This window comes from Tessaracoccus sp. (genome assembly GCF_016714275.1).
GTDB lineage: Bacteria > Actinomycetota > Actinomycetes > Propionibacteriales > Propionibacteriaceae > Arachnia.
This window is the reverse complement of the sequence record NZ_JADJNP010000001.1, coordinates 40118-57164: the sequence shown is the minus strand read 5'-3', so window position 1 is coordinate 57164 and position 17047 is coordinate 40118. Positions and strand designations below refer to the sequence as shown.

The 17047-nt window shown below is 69.6% G+C and carries 14 protein-coding genes and 1 riboswitch; of the genes, 6 read left to right on the top strand and 8 right to left on the bottom strand.

What is annotated here, in order from left to right:
* Nucleotides 1-4: 4 nt before the first annotated feature.
* Nucleotides 5-853, bottom strand: a complete 849-nt coding sequence (locus tag IPJ61_RS00270; protein WP_297101879.1) for a DUF2510 domain-containing protein — start codon at nt 851-853, stop codon at nt 5-7.
* A 107-nt stretch (nt 854-960) separates the two neighbouring features.
* On the opposite strand from IPJ61_RS00270, the gene IPJ61_RS00265 reads away from it, so the two are divergent.
* Nucleotides 961-2253: a glutamine synthetase family protein gene (locus IPJ61_RS00265; RefSeq protein WP_297101877.1), complete on the top strand. Its 1293-nt coding sequence runs from the start codon at nt 961-963 to the stop codon at nt 2251-2253.
* A 42-nt stretch (nt 2254-2295) separates the two neighbouring features.
* Here IPJ61_RS00265 and IPJ61_RS00260 read toward each other — a convergent pair whose 3' ends face one another.
* On the bottom strand, nt 2296-2718 hold the full coding sequence (locus IPJ61_RS00260; RefSeq protein WP_297101875.1) for a sterol carrier family protein: 423 nt from the start codon (nt 2716-2718) through the stop codon (nt 2296-2298).
* Between the two features lie 86 nt (nt 2719-2804).
* Here IPJ61_RS00260 and IPJ61_RS00255 point away from each other — a divergent pair, with 86 nt between their 5' ends.
* Nucleotides 2805-5729, top strand: a complete 2925-nt coding sequence (locus IPJ61_RS00255) for a bifunctional [glutamine synthetase] adenylyltransferase/[glutamine synthetase]-adenylyl-L-tyrosine phosphorylase (RefSeq protein ID WP_297101873.1) — start codon at nt 2805-2807, stop codon at nt 5727-5729.
* Nucleotides 5730-5750: 21 nt separating this feature from the next.
* Here the strand turns inward: IPJ61_RS00255 and IPJ61_RS00250 are convergent, their stop codons facing one another.
* Nucleotides 5751-6953 (bottom strand): MFS transporter, encoded by a 1203-nt coding sequence (locus tag IPJ61_RS00250; RefSeq protein WP_297101872.1) that lies wholly within the window; start codon nt 6951-6953, stop codon nt 5751-5753.
* Nucleotides 6954-7013: 60 nt separating this feature from the next.
* Nucleotides 7014-7156, top strand: a riboswitch (FMN riboswitch).
* 87 nt (nt 7157-7243) lie between these two features.
* Here IPJ61_RS00250 and IPJ61_RS00245 point away from each other — a divergent pair.
* On the top strand, nt 7244-8083 hold the full coding sequence (locus tag IPJ61_RS00245) for an ABC transporter permease (RefSeq protein WP_297101870.1): 840 nt from the start codon (nt 7244-7246) through the stop codon (nt 8081-8083).
* On the top strand, nt 8080-9066 hold the full coding sequence (locus IPJ61_RS00240) for an ABC transporter substrate-binding protein (protein WP_297101869.1): 987 nt from the start codon (nt 8080-8082) through the stop codon (nt 9064-9066). Before IPJ61_RS00245 ends, IPJ61_RS00240 begins: the two co-directional genes overlap by 4 nt.
* A gap of 12 nt (nt 9067-9078) precedes the next feature.
* Here IPJ61_RS00240 and IPJ61_RS00235 read toward each other — a convergent pair whose 3' ends face one another.
* The 4 genes from IPJ61_RS00235 to IPJ61_RS00220 form a co-directional block, all read right to left on the bottom strand.
* The gene (locus tag IPJ61_RS00235) at nt 9079-10047 is read right to left on the bottom strand and encodes an acrylyl-CoA reductase family protein (protein WP_297101867.1); all 969 of its coding nucleotides are present in this window, start codon (nt 10045-10047) and stop codon (nt 9079-9081) included.
* A gap of 13 nt (nt 10048-10060) precedes the next feature.
* Entirely contained in the window at nt 10061-11002 is a 942-nt protein-coding gene (locus IPJ61_RS00230) for a calcium/sodium antiporter (RefSeq protein ID WP_297101865.1), read from the bottom strand.
* A gap of 130 nt (nt 11003-11132) precedes the next feature.
* Nucleotides 11133-12554, bottom strand: a complete 1422-nt coding sequence (glnA, locus tag IPJ61_RS00225) for a type I glutamate--ammonia ligase (RefSeq protein WP_297101863.1) — start codon at nt 12552-12554, stop codon at nt 11133-11135.
* Nucleotides 12555-12784: 230 nt separating this feature from the next.
* Entirely contained in the window at nt 12785-14161 is a 1377-nt protein-coding gene (locus IPJ61_RS00220; RefSeq protein WP_297101862.1) for a dicarboxylate/amino acid:cation symporter, read from the bottom strand.
* Nucleotides 14162-14378: 217 nt separating this feature from the next.
* Between IPJ61_RS00220 and IPJ61_RS00215 the strand changes: the two genes are divergently transcribed.
* Together IPJ61_RS00215 and IPJ61_RS00210 are read left to right on the top strand one after the other, a co-directional pair.
* Nucleotides 14379-14798 (top strand): RDD family protein, encoded by a 420-nt coding sequence (locus IPJ61_RS00215; protein WP_297101859.1) that lies wholly within the window; start codon nt 14379-14381, stop codon nt 14796-14798.
* Between the two features lie 69 nt (nt 14799-14867).
* Nucleotides 14868-16127 (top strand): MFS transporter, encoded by a 1260-nt coding sequence (locus IPJ61_RS00210; protein WP_297101856.1) that lies wholly within the window; start codon nt 14868-14870, stop codon nt 16125-16127.
* On the opposite strand, the gene IPJ61_RS00205 is transcribed toward IPJ61_RS00210, so the two are convergent.
* Entirely contained in the window at nt 16128-17045 is a 918-nt protein-coding gene (locus IPJ61_RS00205) for a cation transporter (protein ID WP_297101853.1), read from the bottom strand.
* Nucleotides 17046-17047 lie beyond the last annotated feature (2 nt).

Below are 17047 nucleotides of genomic sequence, written 5' to 3'. Positions count from 1 at the left end.
TTACTCAGCCGTCGTAGCGGAGCGAGTCGAGCGAATGCCGCACTTCCTTCTGGTTTTCCTCGTGGCCGATCGTCGCGCACGACACGTAAGCGGCGATCCTGTCCGGGTCGTCGGTCGGCACCAGCACGATGTCGACGACGTCGCCCTCGATGCCCTGGTAGAGCTGGTTCGAGACGTAGACGTTCGACGTGAGCCGCCACCCCCGCCGACCCGACACTGTGAAGGAGTTGTCGGTGATGACCTCGCGGTGCGTGAAACTGACGAACATTCCCGACGATGCCATGCACGTGATGAACTGCTCGGCGGCCGTCGCCGGATCCGCGCTGAAGCCCTCGCTGACCTTGATGTAGCCGACGTTGACGTTGCTGATCCAGCCGGGAGCGATGGAGCGGAGCATCGAGTTCGAGTCGTGCATCCAGTCGATGTAGGCGATCTCCTTGCGCCAACTCGAGCCGGTGGGCGGCTCGATCGACAGCCCACCGCCGTGCAGCCGACCATCGACGACCTCGCTGACGCCCCAGTCCCCCGCGACGGGGCAGGCGATCGGCTCGCCGAACCCGTCGTCGATGTCGCCGGGGGGAGGCGTCGCGGTGGGGGAGAGCTCGTTCCACTGCGGCCCCGTCGGCCGCGACGTGCGCGTGTCTTCAGGTGTCGCACCCCAGCTGGTCTGGCCGCGTGGGAGCATGATGAGAGCGATGACCACCGCGGCCGCGATCGCCAGGGCCAGCGCCAGCCACAGCCAGCGTCCGAGCCCGCCGCGCTGCGGCTGCTGCGGATCGAGCCAACGACGACCGTCCCAGTAGCGCCGACCGTTGGGCGCGCTGGGGTCGCTGTACCAACCCGGCTGAGCCATGTGGGAAAGCTTATGCGACGGTCCGGACCGTGGGCTGTCACGCGTTCGTAACATTGAGTCGGCAGACTCGCATTATGGATAGGCAGACTGAGTTTGTGCTGCGCTCAATGGAAGAGCGTGGGATCCGATTCGTGAGGCTCTGGTTCACCGACGTATTGGGCTCGCTCAAGTCCGTCGCAATCACCCCTGCGGAGGTCGAGGGTGCGATCGCGGAAGGCGTCGGCTTCGACGGCTCGGCGATCGAGGGCTTCGCACGTGTGTTCGAGTCGGACATGGTCGCGCATCCGGACCCGTCGACCTATCAGGTGCTGCCGTGGCGGCAGGAAGGACGTGCGACGGCGCGCATGTTGTGCGACATCAAGCTGCCCGACGGCTCGCCCAGCTACGCCGACCCCCGGTTCGTGCTGAAGCGCGCGATGCGCCGCGCCGCCGACATGGGGTTCACGTTCTACATCCACCCCGAGATCGAGTTCTACCTGCTCCGCTCACTCGCGCCGGCGGTGCCGCTCGACGACGGCGGCTACTTCGACCACACGACGCTCGGCGACGGCACTGACTTCCGTCGCGACGCCATCACGATGCTGGAGCAGATGGGCATCTCGGTCGAGTTCAGCCACCACGAGGCCGGGCCCGGCCAGCACGAGATCGACCTGCGCTACGCCGATGCCCTCACCATGGCGGACAACATCATGACGTTCCGCGTCGTGATCCGGGAGATCGCCGTCAGCCAAGGCGTCCACGCCACGTTCATGCCGAAGCCGTTCTCGGAGCACCCGGGCTCGGGCATGCACACGCACATGTCCCTTTTCGAGGGCGACGCCAACGCCTTCTTCGACGCCAGCGACGAGTACCGCCTTTCCAAGACCGCGAAGCACTTCATTGCGGGCCTCCTGCGGCACGCGCCCGAGATCACCGCGGTCACCAATCAGTGGGTGAACTCCTACAAGCGCCTCGTCGGTGGCAGCGAGGCGCCGTCGTTCGCCTGCTGGGGTCGCGCGAACCGCAGCACGCTGGTGCGCGTCCCGCAGTTCAGCCCCGGCAAGACGTCATCCGCACGGATCGAGTACCGCGCCGTCGACTCGGGCGTGAATCCGTACCTCGCCTACGCCGTGCTGCTGAACGCGGGACTGAAGGGCATCGAGAACGAGTACCCGCTGCCCGAGGAAACCGAGGATGAGGTCTGGCGCCTTTCGGAGCGCGAGCGGCGCGCGATCGGCATCGCCGAGCTGCCGCGCAACCTCGATCAGGCCATCCACCTGATGGAGGACAGCGAGCTCGTCGCAGACACCCTCGGCGAGCACGTGTTCGAGTACTTCCTCCGCAACAAGCGCGAGGAGTTCACGGCCTACCGGCAACAGGTGACGCCCTGGGAGCTGGCCCGCCACATCCGCGTGATGTAACGACGCCCGCGCATCGCGAGGGCTCGGAAGAACCGCCCCGACTCACGAAGCGAGAGGAAAGGCGCGCGCGGTCTCATGCGCGTGCGCGCCGCTCGCCGCCAGCGAGGCGTCCTCCCAGGCAAGGGCGCCGGTCGCGAGCGCGATGAAGACCTCTGGCGCCATCTCGACGACGTTGGGCGGCGTCCCCCGCGTGTGCCGCGGCCCGGTCTCGAACCCGATCTGCACCGCCGCGAACGGCGGAACCCGCACCTCGATCGCGTGTCCGGGGTGGCGCTCCCCGAGGAGCGCGCAGCCCGCCCGGCAGACCGCGGCCGTCAAGTCACGCCCGAGCGTGTCTGGCGACGCCGCGGCGCGCAGCAGCAGCGCCGTGAGATCCGGGCGCTTGACGGCAAGGGCGGTCTCGACGGCCTCGTCGCCGACGAGAGCGCGCAGCGCCGCGACCACCTTGGGTGTGGGCTTGAACATCGTGCGGCAAGGATAGCCCCGCCGTCCAGACCTCACGATGCGGCGATTGGCGGGCGGCGAGCGTTGTGGGCGAATAGTCTTCCCCCATGGCCAGGTACCAGTCGCAGACCGGTGAGTTCGCGCGCCGCGGCTTCGACGACGCGACGGCATCCGCGCGGGTCTGGGGGCGCTGGGCTGAGCGGTTCGGCGGAGAACCGCCCGTCAGCCTGACGCTGTTCGAGCGCGTCGCCGACCGTGACCAGGCGCTCGACGCGCTCGAGCGCTTCGAGGCCGCAGACCCCGCTCTCTTCGCGCGGGTCGCGGCCGATCCCGCCTGGTTGCAACGACTTCTGCTCGTCCTCGGTGGCAGCACCCTCCTCGCGCAGACCCTCATCCGGCATCCGGAAGAGGCACTGCTGCTGGAGAACGCGCCGCGGCCGCGCGGCGCCGCCGGATGGAGGGAGTTCTTCCGCGTACGCGCCGGCGTGATCGACGACGTCGCGGAAGGCAACGGCGACGCCCTCCGCCGCGCGAACAGGGCGGCGCTGATCGAGATCGCGGCCCGTGACCTCGCAGAGGTAGACGCCGGGGCGATCGAGATCGTCGAGTCCGTCGCCGAGGAGCTCAGCCACGTCGCCGACGCGGTGCTCGAGTGCTCCCTCGCCTACGCCCGCGCCGAGGTTCCAGGGTGGCGGAAGGTGCGGCTCGGCGTGCTTGCGCTCGGCAAGGCGGGCGCCCAGGAACTCAACTACATCTCCGACGTCGACGTCATTTACGTCGTCGAGCCGGCCGAGGGCGTGGGCATCGACGAGGCCACCGCCGTTGGCACCCGACTCGCGGCAGCGCAGGCCAGGATCTGCTCCGCCCACACCATCGAGGGCAGCATCTGGCAGGTCGATGCGGGGCTGCGCCCCGAGGGCAAGGCCGGCCCGCTCGTGCGCACGCTCGACAGCTTTCGCGCCTACTACGAGAAATGGGCGAAGAACTGGGAGTTCCAGGCCATGCTCAAGGCGAGGCCCGCGGCCGGTGACCTGGCGCTCGGCCGGGCATTCGTTGACGTCGTGTGGCCGTACGTGTGGCGGGCGGGGGAGCGGCCCGAGTTCGTGGCCGAGGCGCAGGCGATGCGCGACCGCGTCATCTCCCTTATCCCGCCCAAGCAGGCCGAGGCCGAGATCAAACTAGGCAAGGGAGGGCTTCGCGACACCGAGTTCTCCGTCCAGTTGCTCCAGCTCGTCCACGGCCGCGCCGACGAGCGGCTGCGCGTGCGCGGGACCTTCGCGGGACTCCAGGAGCTGGTGGGCGCGGGGTACATCGGAAGGGCTGACGGCGCGGCCATGGGGGATGCTTACCGTTTCCAGCGAGCCTTGGAGCACCGCGTGCAGCTGCGGAAGCTGCGCCGCACCCACCTCGTCCCTGACGAGCCGACGGCGCTGGACCACGTCGCACGATCGCTGGGCACGAGGCCGGACACGCTGGTCACCTCGTGGCGCGCCTCGACCCGGCACGTGCGCGTCCTCCAACAGCGCATCTTCTTCTCACCGCTGCTCGACGCGGTCTCGCGCGTGCGCACCGAGGACCTGAAGCTGACGTCCGAGGCTGCCACCGATCGGATGTGGGCGCTGGGCTTCCACGATCCGCGCGCGGCGCTCGGTCACCTGGAGGCGCTCACCCGCGGCACCGGCCGCTCCACGGAGATCCAACGGCAGCTGCTGCCCGCCATCCTCGGCTGGCTGGCCGAGGGATCGAACCCGGACTTCGGTCTGCTCGCCTACCGGCAGCTCTCGGAGGCGCTCGGCGACAGCTCCTGGTACCTGCGGGCGCTCCGCGACGACGCGCACATGGCCCATCGCCTCGCGAGGATCGCATCGGCGAGCCGCTACGTCGTCGATCTCCTGAAGCGGGCGCCGGACATGATCCGCATGCTGGGCAGCAACGAGGAGTTGCGCCCCCGCTCCTCGGAGGAACTCGGGCTGGCGCTCGGGCGTGCGGCTGCCCGGCACGACGATCCCGTGAAGGCGCTGGCATCCCTGCGGGCGCTTCGCAGGTCGGAACTCAGCCGGATCGCGCTCTCCGACGTTCTGGGCCTCGCCGACCCGGAGACCATCGGGACCGCGCTGAGCGATCTCGCCTCCGCCACCCTCGACGCCGGGCTCAGCCTGGCGCGCAGGGACGTGGACGCGCCGCCCGTGGGCGTCGTCGCCGTAGGCCGGTGGGGCGGCGGAGAGATGGGCTACTCGTCCGACGCCGACTGCCTCTTCGTCGTGCCCGACGGCACGGACCCGCAGGGCATCGCACGCGCGACGGAGCTCGTTCGCAGGGTGGCGGATCTCGTCGGGAAGCCAGGGCCTGACCCCGCGTTGGTGATCGACACCGATCTCCGCCCCGAGGGCAAGGGGGGCCCGCAGGTGCGCACCGTGTCGTCGTACGCCGCGTACTACGAGAAGTGGGCGTCGGTGTGGGAGCGGCAGATGCTGCTGCGCGGGCGTCCCGGGGCAGGCGACCTCGAACTCGCGCAGGCGACGCTCGACGCCGTCGACTGGTACCGCTACCCCGAAGGGGGACTCAGCCACGAACAGGTCGTCGAGATCCGGCGGCTCAAGTCCCGGATCGAGGCCGAGCGGATCCCGAAGGGCGTCCCGCGTGAGCGACACCTCAAGCTCGGCCCTGGCGGGCTCGCCGACGTCGAGTGGACGGTTCAGCTGCTGCAGTTGCGTCACGCGGCCGAGCATCCGGAGTTGCGCACGACGTCGACGACGCGGGCGCTCGCGGCGCTGACCGACCTGGGCCTTGTTACCGTCGACCAGGCCACCCGACTGGGCGATGCCTGGCGCAGGGCAGGCCGACTGCGCGACGCCCTGATGCTCGCGCGCGGACGGGCCAGCGACGCGCTCCCATCTGACATCCGCGAGCTGGGCGCCGTCGCGGAACTGCTCGGCTATCCGACCCGTGAATCCTCGCGCATGCTGGAGGACTCGCGGCGCCTGTTGCGTCGCGCGGTCGAGGTCGTCGAAGACCTTTTCTGGGAGAGCTGAACCTGCGCAGATGCGTGTTCGTCACGGCGCGGTGACGGGTCTCCTGTCCCGGTGAAGCCGCCCGAGGGCGAACAGCCCGACAAGCATGAGGGCTGGGAAGATCACGCCGACGCCGAGCGCGGACTGCAGCGAGCCGAACCGGTCCGCGGCGGCACCGACGACGAACGGCCCGAGGCCGCACCCTGCGTCGCCGCCCAGCGCGAGCAGCGCGAACATGGCCGTGCCGCCGCGAGGGAACTCGTGGGAGCCGACGGTGAACGTCCCGGGCCACAACATGCCGACTGAGAATCCGCACAGCATCACGCCCACGAGACCCAGCCAGGGCCAGGGACCCAGCCACGCGAGAAGGTAGGCGACGACGCAGGCAGCGAGGCTCAGCTGCATGATGCCCCGCACGTTCGTCACGGTGGCGCGGGTGCCGAGCAGAACCCGAGAGAACCCCATCGCGGCCGCGAAGCCCATGGGGCCCAGCAGGTCGCCCGTGGTCTTGCTGAGCCCGAGCCCGGCCTGTGCGTAGGCCGAGGCCCACTGGCTCATGGCCTGCTCGGAGGCGCCCGCGCCCAGCATCAACAAGACGAGCAGCCAGAACGTGCCGCTGCGGAACAGGTCTTTGTAGCGCATCGCCAGGCCGTCCTCGACGAGCGAGAAGAAGGGAACCACTAGCAGTACGACGGCGTTGAGCGCGGGCACGACCGCCCACGCGAAGCACAGCAACGGCCAGCGTTCCTCGCCGAGCAAGACGAACCCGACGGTGGTGAGCGCGACGACGGCGACGTGACCCCAGCAGTAGAACGAGTGCAGCAGGCTCATGTGGAAGGCCTTGTTCTCGGTGGGGCAGGCCTCCACGACGGGGCTGACCAGCACCTCGAGGAGCCCGCCGCCGACCGCGCAGATGCAGGTCGCCGCGATGAGGCCCATCAGGGGAGTAGGCGCGATGAAAGGCAGCGTCCCCATCGCGATCAGGCCCAGCGTCGCGACGACGTGGGCGAACACCATGCTGACGCGGTAGCCGACGGCGTCGATCGCCTTGGGTGCGACCGCGTCGACCACCAGCTGCAGCGTGAAGTTGATCCCGACGACCGCGCCCAGTGCGGAGAACGAGATGCCGAAGCTGCCGTGCCAGATGAGGAACATCAGCGGACCGAGATTGTTCACGATCGCCTGAGTGACGTAGCCAACATAGCTGGCGGCGAGCGTGTGGCGGTGATCGAGGGCGAGACGCACCCGCCGAGCCTATCGGCAGCCGAAGTCGACGGCGACCGTGTCGAAAGGTAGGCTGACGCATACGTGTTCCGGGGTCGGTGTAAGTCCGAACCGGCGGTGACAGTCCGCGACCCCCGCGGCCGCTCCCACGGGAGTGAGGCTAAAGGGTTGACTCGGTGAAATTCCGAGACCGACAGTGAGAGTCTGGATGGGAGGAGCGCGTCGCGCGACAGCGCGCACGCGGCGTTTCGACGCCGGCGTGTGGCGGCGCTGTCGTTCGCGCACCCCGGGCCTCAAGGAAGGACGGGGCAGTGACCACCGCACAGCGACGCAGGGCGCGTAGTCTCGCGCATCTCGGGGTGTGGTCTGCGTATCCCGGGCGTACGCATCCAGGTCCCTTACGCTGGGTTCCGGCCGCCGTCGGCCTCGTCCTCGTGCTACTGGTGTGGTTCGCGGCCACCGCCGCCGGCGCCGTCGATCCGCTGTACCTCCCCAGCCCGCTCGATGTCGCGGCCCGCATGGCCGCCCAGGCGCGGCTGGGAATCGCCTGGCGGTACCTCGCGCCGACCCTCCTGGCCGCGCTGGCCGGCGCCGCGATCGCCGTGGCCGTCGCCCTCCCGCTCGGCATCATGGTGAGCCACTCCCGCCTGCTCGCGGCGGTGCTCGAGCCCGTCATCGCGTTCTCGCAGACGGTGCCGCTGGTGGCCGTTGCGCCGCTGCTCGTCCTGTGGATCGGCTACGGCACCGTCCCCATCGCCGTGCTGTGCGCCATCGTCGCTTTCTTCCCCATGGTCACCACGACCGTCGTCGGCTTCCGTGGGCTCGACATGCGCGTGATCGAGCAGTCGCTGCTCGACGGCGCGGGCGGGTGGCAGCGTCTGTGGCACATCGAGCTGCCCATGGCCGCGCCCGCGGCCCTCGCCGGCGTGCGAGGCGGGCTGGTGCTCGCGATGACCGGCGCCGTCGTCGGCGAGATGGTGATGGGCGGATCCGGGCTCGGGACGTTGCTGACGCTCTCGCGCGAGGCCGCCGACACGGCCGCCGTGTTCGCCGTCGTGGCCTGGATCTCGCTCGCCGCCATGACCCTCTACTACCTGGTCCAGCTCGCCGAGCGGGCCGCCATCGCTCGACTCCAAGGAGAAGACTCGTGATCGCTCGCCGCACGCTCCTGCTCGGCGGCCTCGCCGCGGGCACCGCCCTCGGCCTCGGCGCCTGCTCCGGCCCGACGCCCACCCCGTCGGCCCCCGGTGCCACGAAGGTCACCGTCGGCCTGACCTACATCCCGAACGTGCAGTTCAGTCCCTTCTATGTGGGTGTCGAGCAGGGCCTCTTCGACGGCCTCGACGTCACGCTCCGCCACCACGGCGAACAGGAGGACGTGTTCGGCGCCGTGCTGAAGGGCGAGGAGGACGTGGTGTTCGCCTCCGCAGACGAGGCGATCGTCGCCGCCGCCGGCGGCAGGGCGTTGAAGTCGTTCGCGACGGCGTACCAGACCTACCCGCTGGAGGTGATGGGCGTCGGCGAGATCGACCTCCCCGACAACCCGTTGCGGATCATCGAGGGCAAGCGCCTGGGCATCCCCGGCCACTACGGCTCCAGCTACTACGCCGCGCTTGTTGCGATCCACCAGGCGGGACTGACGGAGGCCGACCTCACGCTTCAGGACATCGGCTACACCCAGCTCTCCGCGCTGGCCAGCGGCAACGTCGACTTCATCATGGGGTTCCGCAACAACGAGCTCGTCCAGTTGAAGGGCCAAGGCAAGCCGGTGACGACGGTGCCCGTGGTCGACGCCGCGGCCCCGCAGCTCGTCGGCCCGAGCCTTGTCACCGCCGGCGGCCCGAGCGACGACGTGCTGCGCGCCATCGCCGAGGGCATGCGCAAGGCGGAGGAGGCGATCATCGCCAACCCCGAGATCGCGCTGGACGCCACGGCCAAGCAGGTGCCGGCGCTCGCCGACGCCGCGCAGCGGGACGCGGCCGCGGCGGTGCTGAAGGCCACCAGCGAGCTGTGGCTCGTCGATGGGGCCGTCAGCGTCGCGATCGATCAGGCGGCGTTCGGGCGGATGGGGGACTTCCTGGCCGGCGCGGGCATCATCGACGCCGCGCCGGAGCAGCCGTTCGTCGCGTTATAGGCGCGGGCGCGGTCAGATCGTCACGAGCGTGCGGCCGTGCCGCTTGCCGGCCAGCAGTTCCTCCCCGGCCGCGATCACGCCGTCGAGGCCCACAGGGGTGGTAAGGGCCTCGAGCCGGTCGAGGTCGACGCCGCGGGCGAGGATGCGCCAGGCGTCGGCCCTGTCGTCGGCGTCGGCCCACACGGAGTCGATGCCGGCGAGCGTCACGCCGCGCAGGATGAACGGCATCACCGACGACGGGAGCGCCGACGAGCCGGCCAGCCCGCAGGCGGTGACGACGCCGTGCGGCTGTGTACGCGCGATCGCGTTGGCGAGGCTCTCCCCGCCGACGGAGTCCACGACCGCCGCGTACACGGCCTTCTGCAGCGGGCGCCCCGCTCCCTCAAGGTCGGCGCGGGGGAGGACATCGGCCGCGCCAAGGTCGCGGAGGTAGGCCTCGAACTGGTCGACGCGCCCGGTGGTCGCCGTCACGTCGAAGCCTGCCGTGGCGAGCAGCATGGTCGCGACGGAGCCGACGCCGCCCGTTGCGCCAGTGACCAGCACCGGCCCCTGGCTCGGCTGGATGCCCTCGCTGATGATCCGCAGCACGGAAAGCGCCGCTGTGTAGCCGGCGGTGCCGAGCGCCGCGGCCTGCGCAGCGGTCAGCCCTTCGGGAAGGCCGACGGCAAGGGCGCCGTCGATGCGGGCGCGCGTCGCGTATCCGCCGTTGCGGGTCTCGGACAGCCCGGCGCCGTTGAGGATGATCGTGTCGCCGGGAGCCCAGCGCGGGTCGTCGGACTCGGCGACGGTGCCGACGACGTCGATTCCCGCGATGAGCGGCGTGGTGCGCACGACACCCGGCCTCCCGGTGACGGCGAGCGCGTCCTTGTAGTTGAGATCCGAGTAGGCCACGTCGACGAGCACGTCGCCGTCGCCCAGGAACTCCTCGGTGAACTCTTCCAGCGCGACCGCGCCCTCACGCACCACAATGCCTCGGATCATGGCGTCAACCTTATTAGGTGCGCAGGGTCAGCAGCGCGCCGAGGTAGATGGCGTAGGCGGCGATGAAGGCGATGCCCTCGGCGCGACTGACCCGGCGGCCGGTCAGGAAGACGGGGATGCAGATCAGCGAGACCACGAGCATGACGGGAAGGTCGATCCGGATGAGCTCCTGCGTCACCTCGAGGGGAGCGACGAGCGACGTCGCGCCCAGGATGAACGCCAGGTTGTAGACGCTGGAGCCGATCAGGTTGCCGATCGCGACGTCCCGTTGGCCGCGGAACGTGCTGACAAGCGTCGTGACCAGCTCCGGCATCGACGTACCGATCGCCACGATCGTCAGGCCGATGATGGCCTCGGAGACGCCGAGTGCGCGGGCGGCGTCGACGGCGCCGTGGACGAGCCAGTCGGCGCCGAGGATCACGATCGCCATGCCGCCGATCAGCAGCGCGCCGTCGACCCACGGGTTGCCGGGTGGGGGCAGGTCGACCTCGACGTCGGCGTCGGCGGCCTGCGCGCGTCGCCCCTGGCGTACGACCTGGACGGAGAAGACGACAGCGAGGAGCAGGAGGATGGCGCCGTCGATGTGAGAGATCTCACCATCCAGGGCAAGCAACGTCAGGAGAGCCGAGGCCGCCACCATCATCGGCAGCTCGAAGCGGATGGTGTTGCGGGCGATGGCGAGCGGCGCGATGGCGGCGCTGAGCCCGAGGATCAGCAGGACGTTGACGACGTTGGTGCCTGCGATGTTGCCGACGGCCAGCGGCCCTGCGCCGATCCGGGCGGCGTCGATGCCGACTGCCAGCTCGGGAAGGCTTGTGCCGATCGAGACGACCGTGAGCCCGACGACGATCGGCGGGATGCCCAGCCGGAGCGCCAGCGCCGCCGCGCCGCGAACGAGCATCTCGGCACCCACGACGAGGGCGACGAGTCCGCCCACGATCAACAGCGCCGTCATGCCCGGATCCTAGTGGGACCCGCTGGAGCCCCGCCGGGATTCGCGGCACCGAGCCCACCCGGCGCCGGTGCCGGGGAACAGGGAAGGGCTCCAGCCTGGTGCCTGGCGGGAGCCCTTCCGGATCGAGAGATCAGAGCGCGTAGTACAGCTCGAACTCGTGCGGATGCGGGCGCATCGCGATCGCCTGGATCTCGCCGCGCTTCAGCTCGATCCACGTCTCGATCAGGTCGGGCGTGAACACGTCGCCGGCGAGCAGGAACTCGTGGTCGGCCTCGAGGGCGTCGAGGACCGCGCCGAGCGAGCCGGGAACCGTCGGAACCTCCGCGTGCTCGTCCGGGGGCAGCTCGTACAGGTCCTTGTCGATCGGGGCCATCGGCTCGATCCGGTTCTGGATGCCGTCGATGCCGGCCAGCAGCATCGCCGCGAACGCCAGGTAGGGGTTCGACGACGGGTCGGGGCAGCGGAACTCGATGCGCTTCGCCTTCGGGTTGGAGCCCGTGATCGGGATGCGGATGCAGGCCGAGCGGTTGCGCTGCGAGTACACGAGGTTGACCGGGGCCTCGAAGCCGGGAACGAGCCGGTGGAACGAGTTCACCGACGGGTTCGTGAACGCCAGCAGCGCCGGCGCGTGCTTGAGCAGGCCACCGATGTAGTAGCGGGCCATGTCGGAGAGGCCTGCGTAGCCGTTCTCGTCGTAGAACAGGGGCTTGCCCTCGTTCCAGATCGACTGATGGCAGTGCATGCCGGAGCCGTTGTCACCGAAGATCGGCTTCGGCATGAAGGTGGCGGTCTTGCCCGCCTCCCACGCCGTGTTCTTAACGAGGTACTTGAACTTCATCACGTCGTCGGCGGACTTCAACAGCGTGTCGAAACGCCAGTTGATCTCGGCCTGGCCGGCAGTGCCGACCTCGTGGTGCGCGCGCTCGACCTCAAGGCCGGCGTTCTCCATGTGACGCACGATGTCGTCACGCAGGTCGCCGAAGTGGTCGACGGGGGCGACGGGGAAGTAGCCGCCCTTGAACTTCACCTTGTACCCGCGGTTGCCGCCGTTCTCCACGCGACCGGTGTTCCAGGCACCTGCCTCGGAATCGATGTGGTAGTACGACGAGTTCGCCGAGGTGTCGAAGCGGATGTCGTCGAACACGTAGAACTCGGCCTCGGGGGCGAAGAACGCGGTGTCGCCGATGCCGGTCGAGGCGAGGTAGCTCTGCGCCTTGCGGGCGATGTTGCGCGGGTCGCGCGAGTAGGGCTCCTTCGTCAGCGGGTCGTGAACGAAGAAGTTCACGTTCAGCGTCTTCGACTTGCGGAACGGATCGACATAGGCCGTCGTCGGATCGGGGAGCAGCGACATGTCCGACTCGTGGATCTTCTGGAAGCCAGTGATCGACGAACCGTCGAAGTTCAGGCCGTCCTCGAAGACCTCGGGGCCGAACGAGCCGGCAGGGACAGTGAAGTGCTGCATGACGCCGGGAAGATCGCAGAAGCGGACGTCGACGGTCTCGATGCCCTCTTCCTTGATGTAGGCCAGGAGGTCGTCTGCGCCTTGGAACATTGTGGGGCTCCTTAATGGGAGTAAATCAACTGCACCCCAGACGGTAGTGGGTCGGCGTTGCCCCGTAGTTGCGCGTTCGTTTCAGGGACGTAACGACGACCAGTGGTCTGTCGCGCCTGAAGGCGTGGATCAGGACGGGCGTCAGGCGGGACGAAGGCCGCCTTTGGAGACGCAGGAGGGCCCCGGAACGCTTGCGGAGTCCCGGGGCCCTTGGAGGGGAAGTCTAGGTGCTACACGGAGACCGCGTCGAAGCTGGGCTTCGCGTTGTAGACCTTCTCGTCGAGGATGCCCTCGCGCTTGGCGACGATGGTCGGCACCAGCGCCTGTCCGGTGACGTTCAGCGCGGTGCGGCCCATGTCGACGATGGGCTCGACCGCCAACAGGAGGCCGACGCCGGCCAGCGGCAGGCCGAGCGTGGACAGCGTGAGCGTCAGCATCACCGTCGCGCCGGTGGTTCCTGCGGTCGCGGCCGACCCGATGACGGCCACGAAGGCGATCAGCAGGTAGTGGCCGATGTTCAGATGGATGCCGTAGAACTGTGCGATGAAGATCGCGGCCAGCGCGGGGAAGACGGCGGCGCAGCCGTCCATCTTCGACGTCGCGCCCAGCGGGACGACGAACGAGGCGTACTCGCGGGGGACGCCGAGGTTGCGCTCGGCGACCTGCTCGGTGACCGGCATGACGCCCATCGACGAGCGGGTGACGAAGCCGAGCGAGATGACGGGCCATACGTTGCGGTAGAACTGCGCGACGCCGAGGCCATGCAGCTTCAGCACCAGCGGGTAGACGGCGACGAACACGATCAGCAGGCCCACGTACAGGGTGATCACGAACGCGCCCAGTGAGGCCAGCGAGTTCCAGCCGTAGGCGACGACGGCCTTGCCGATGAGCGCAGCAGTGCCGATGGGGGCGAGGCGGATCACCCACCACAGCACCTTCTGGACGACGGCGAGGGCGGACTCGGTCAGGTTGATCAGCGGGTCGGCCTTGGCGCCGACCTTGAGGGCAGCGACGCCGAGCGCGATGGAGATCAGCAGGATCTGCAGGATCGAGAAGTTCGGTGTTGCGGTGAAGCCCTCCTCGACAGAGCCCGCCACCCTGACCGAAAGGCCGAAGATGTTGGACGGCACAAGGCCGGTGATGAACGCCGTCCACTCGCCGACCCTTGCCGGGTCCTTGGCGGCGTCGCCGGTCACGCCCGCGGTCAGCCAGGACTTCGAGACGAGGCCGAGCACGATGCCGACGATCACGGACGCCAGCGCCGTGATGGCGAACCAGACGAGGGTCTGGACGGCGAGGCGCGCGGCGTTGGCGACCTGGCGCAGGCGGGCCACCGAGGAGATGACCGCGGTCACCACCAGCGGGATGACGAGGACGGTCAGCAGCGAGACATAGGCCTTGCCGACCTCGGTCAGGAGGGTGGTGAGCCAGTTCGGTTCGCCCTCGGCGCCGACGGGGCCGAGGGCGACGGCGACGAAGCCGAGCACGAGGCCCGCGATCAGGCCGACGACGATCTGGAACGCGAGGCTGGTGTAGAAGGGACGCTTCGCCGGAGCGGGCTGGCCGGCATTGGGCGCGACGGAGGAGTCGGTTGTTGTCTGAGACATGTGTGCGGCTTTCTTCGAGGGGAATGAGGGCGGGGCGTCAGCCGCGACAGACCGCGCTGGCCTGGCGCCGCAGGTCAACCCACGGCCGTCCGAAGAAGATGTCCATGGCCGACACACTTCCATACGGGCCGATCAACGGTGGAACCCACGAGCGGCTTTTCGCTGGTGGGTGAAACCGGAATACCTGGCCGGGGTGGCGCCCGGTAGGCTCTCGCGCGTGACGAGCACCGACGAGTACCCCGGCGCGACCATCGGCCTCCCGCAATCCGGTCCTGGGTCGCTGGCGCTCTGGCGTGCTCGGGTGGGGGCAATGGTCGGCGACTGGGCCGCCAGCATGGTCGTCGCGATCGGACTCTTCGGGATGGACGTGATGGTCGGCTCCGGCTGGAAGTCGTTCATGATCCTCGTCGTCTACTTCATCGAGGCCAGCCTCCTCACCATCTTCACGGGAGGCTCGTTCGGTCAACTGATCGCTCGCATCGGCATCGTGCGGGTGGATGGGCAGCCGCTCGGCTGGTGGCGGCCCATCGTCCGGACCGCGCTCAAATGCATCGTGCTGCCGGCTCTCGTCGTCGGGGCCGAGCGCCGGGCGCTGCCCGACCTGCTCCTCGGCACGGTCGTCGTCAGCCGCCGCTGACCGGGGCCTGCGGCGTCGACTCGGCCTGGATTCGGTCCTCGTCTCGTGGCCCTGTAGCGTAGGCCGGCTATGTCTTCTCCCCTCGGTCTCCGCGGTTATGGCCGCGTCCTCGGGCACGGTCCCGCCCTGCGTCCCTTCCTCGCCGCCGTCATCGCGCGCCTGCCCGTGGGCATGGCAGGCCTGGGGATGATTGTCCTGATCCAGCAGGTGCGGGGGTCGTACTCGATCGCGGGCGTCGTCACCGCCGCGTTCGCGCTCGCCACGGCGATCAGCGCGCCGATCTGGGGACGGGCCATGGACCGGGCGGGACAACCGAAGGTACTTGTCGGCACGGGTTTGGTGAGTTCCGCGGCGCTGGCGGCGTTGAGCTTGGCCGCCGTCGGGGGCGCGGGTGACCTCGTCTTGATCGGGTTCGCGATCCTGACCGGCCTCGTGTTCCCGCCGGTCAGCCCCGCGATGCGCGCAGCGTGGCGGGTGATCTTCCCCGATGCGGAGCGCCGACGCCTCGGCTACGCCCTGGATGCGTCCGCGGTCGAACTGATCTTCGTCTGCGGTCCGCTGCTGCTCTCGCTGCTCGCGGCGTTCAGCTCGCCACAGGTGCCCCTGCTCGTCACCGCGGCCCTGATGGCCGTGGGCTCGGTTGCCTACTCGTCGACCTCAGCCGCCCGCTCCTGGCGCTCCGCCGACCTCGTGGTGCTCGACGCCGACGCCCCGCGCGCCGCCGTCGGGCGCAACACAGCGAGCACGGCGCTGACCGCACCGGGCCTCGCCCTCGTGCTGCTCGTCGCGCTGTGCATGGCCGTCGGGTTCGGCCAGATGGATACGGCCTTCGTCGCAACGGCCGAACTCGTGCTCGGCAGCGCCGACCGGCTCGGCTTCCTGTTCGCCGCGATCGCGGGCGGCAGCACGATCGGTGGCCTGCTCTACGGCTCGCGGCACTGGCCCGGCGACGAGTTCAGGCGCACCGCGCTGATGCTGGCCCTTTTCGCGCTCACGCTCGTCCCGCTGCCGATCCTGATGCTGACGGGGACGACGTCGCTGTGGGTGATCCTGCCGCTGATGTTCCTCACCGGCCTGACGATCGCGCCGACGTTGATCATGTTCCAGAACGGCATCGACGCGCTCGCCCCGCCGCATCGGATCACGGAGGCGCAGGCCTTCCTGCACGCCGCGATGACGTCCGGCGGCGCGCTCGGCACCGCGATCGGCGGCGTAGTGATCGACCACCTCGGCCCGGGCGGCGGTCTCCTCGGCGCCATCGTGATCATCGCGCTGGGCGCCGTGATCTGCGCGACCCAACTGGGGCGGTGGCGTCGGCTGACGGCGTGACTACTCGACCAGGTCCCGGCGGTGGCTGAACTCGACGACGACCCACGCCTCGTAGGGCAGGTCGGCCAGACCGTCGCGGAGGGAGAGCCGGACGCGGTCGTCGCAGGCGACGTCCCCTTCGCCGGGGGCGAGGACGTAGGCCACCTCGACGGTGAGGAGCCCGCCCATCAGCCCGATCCGGGTGATCGGCGTCGGTAGCCCCTCCTCCGCGGTGACCGCGGCGATCACCTCCTCTACGCGTGCCACGACGTCTCGAGCCGGCATCGAGTTCTGCGCCTCCCGGATCGAGGAGCGAAGCAGGCCGAGGGGGACCGCCATGAGCAGCACGCTGGCCACCAGTACAAGGGCGGAGTCCGCGAAGGGCGAGAGCCGTTCGAGCGGGGTGCCGCGCACGAGCAGGACGAAGAGGCCGCCCGCTGCGACGCAGGCGCTCCCGACGACTCCCGAAAGCCACGCCGCAGCCTCCGCCGCGATCAGCGCCTGGCCGTCGTTCATTCGGCGCAGCACCCACCAGATGGCAAGGGAGGCGAGGGTGGAGAAGATGCCGTAGCTCAGTAAGGCGAGGCCAGCGACTTCAGACCCGCCGTCCAGGATCACCCGGACGGCCTCGAGTGACGCATAGCCCAGCAAGGCGAACAGGACCACCGCCTGGGCGATCACGAACAGCGGGATGAGCGCGCTGCGGCCGTACGGGTAGGTCCGGGTGGGGCGCTCGGCCGCGATGCGGGCGACGACGATCGAGCCATAGGTGAGGAGGAGGCTCACCGGGTACCACACCGCGTCCAGGATGATCACCATCGACCCTGCCAGGAGCCCCCACACCGCGGCGACGACCCCGAGAACGGCGGAGGCTGCCAAGGACAGCCACAGCGCCCTGCGCTCCCGTGCGTGGGCCGCCGAGGCGCCATCCTTCTCCATGG

Excerpts from the sequence above, each read along its gene's own strand:
- IPJ61_RS00270 (WP_297101879.1), bottom strand. The coding sequence starts at position 853 with ATGGCTCAGCCGGGTTGGTACAGCGACCCCAGCGCGCCCAACGGTCGG.
- IPJ61_RS00265 (WP_297101877.1), top strand. The coding sequence starts at position 961 with ATGGAAGAGCGTGGGATCCGATTCGTGAGGCTCTGGTTCACCGACGTA.
- IPJ61_RS00260 (WP_297101875.1), bottom strand. The coding sequence starts at position 2,718 with ATGTTCAAGCCCACACCCAAGGTGGTCGCGGCGCTGCGCGCTCTCGTC.
- IPJ61_RS00255 (WP_297101873.1), top strand. The coding sequence starts at position 2,805 with ATGGCCAGGTACCAGTCGCAGACCGGTGAGTTCGCGCGCCGCGGCTTC.
- IPJ61_RS00235 (WP_297101867.1), bottom strand. The coding sequence starts at position 10,047 with ATGATCCGAGGCATTGTGGTGCGTGAGGGCGCGGTCGCGCTGGAAGAG.
- IPJ61_RS00230 (WP_297101865.1), bottom strand. The coding sequence starts at position 11,002 with ATGACGGCGCTGTTGATCGTGGGCGGACTCGTCGCCCTCGTCGTGGGT.
- glnA (WP_297101863.1), bottom strand. The coding sequence starts at position 12,554 with ATGTTCCAAGGCGCAGACGACCTCCTGGCCTACATCAAGGAAGAGGGC.
- IPJ61_RS00220 (WP_297101862.1), bottom strand. The coding sequence starts at position 14,161 with ATGTCTCAGACAACAACCGACTCCTCCGTCGCGCCCAATGCCGGCCAG.
- IPJ61_RS00210 (WP_297101856.1), top strand. The coding sequence starts at position 14,868 with ATGTCTTCTCCCCTCGGTCTCCGCGGTTATGGCCGCGTCCTCGGGCAC.
- IPJ61_RS00205 (WP_297101853.1), bottom strand. The coding sequence starts at position 17,045 with ATGGAGAAGGATGGCGCCTCGGCGGCCCACGCACGGGAGCGCAGGGCG.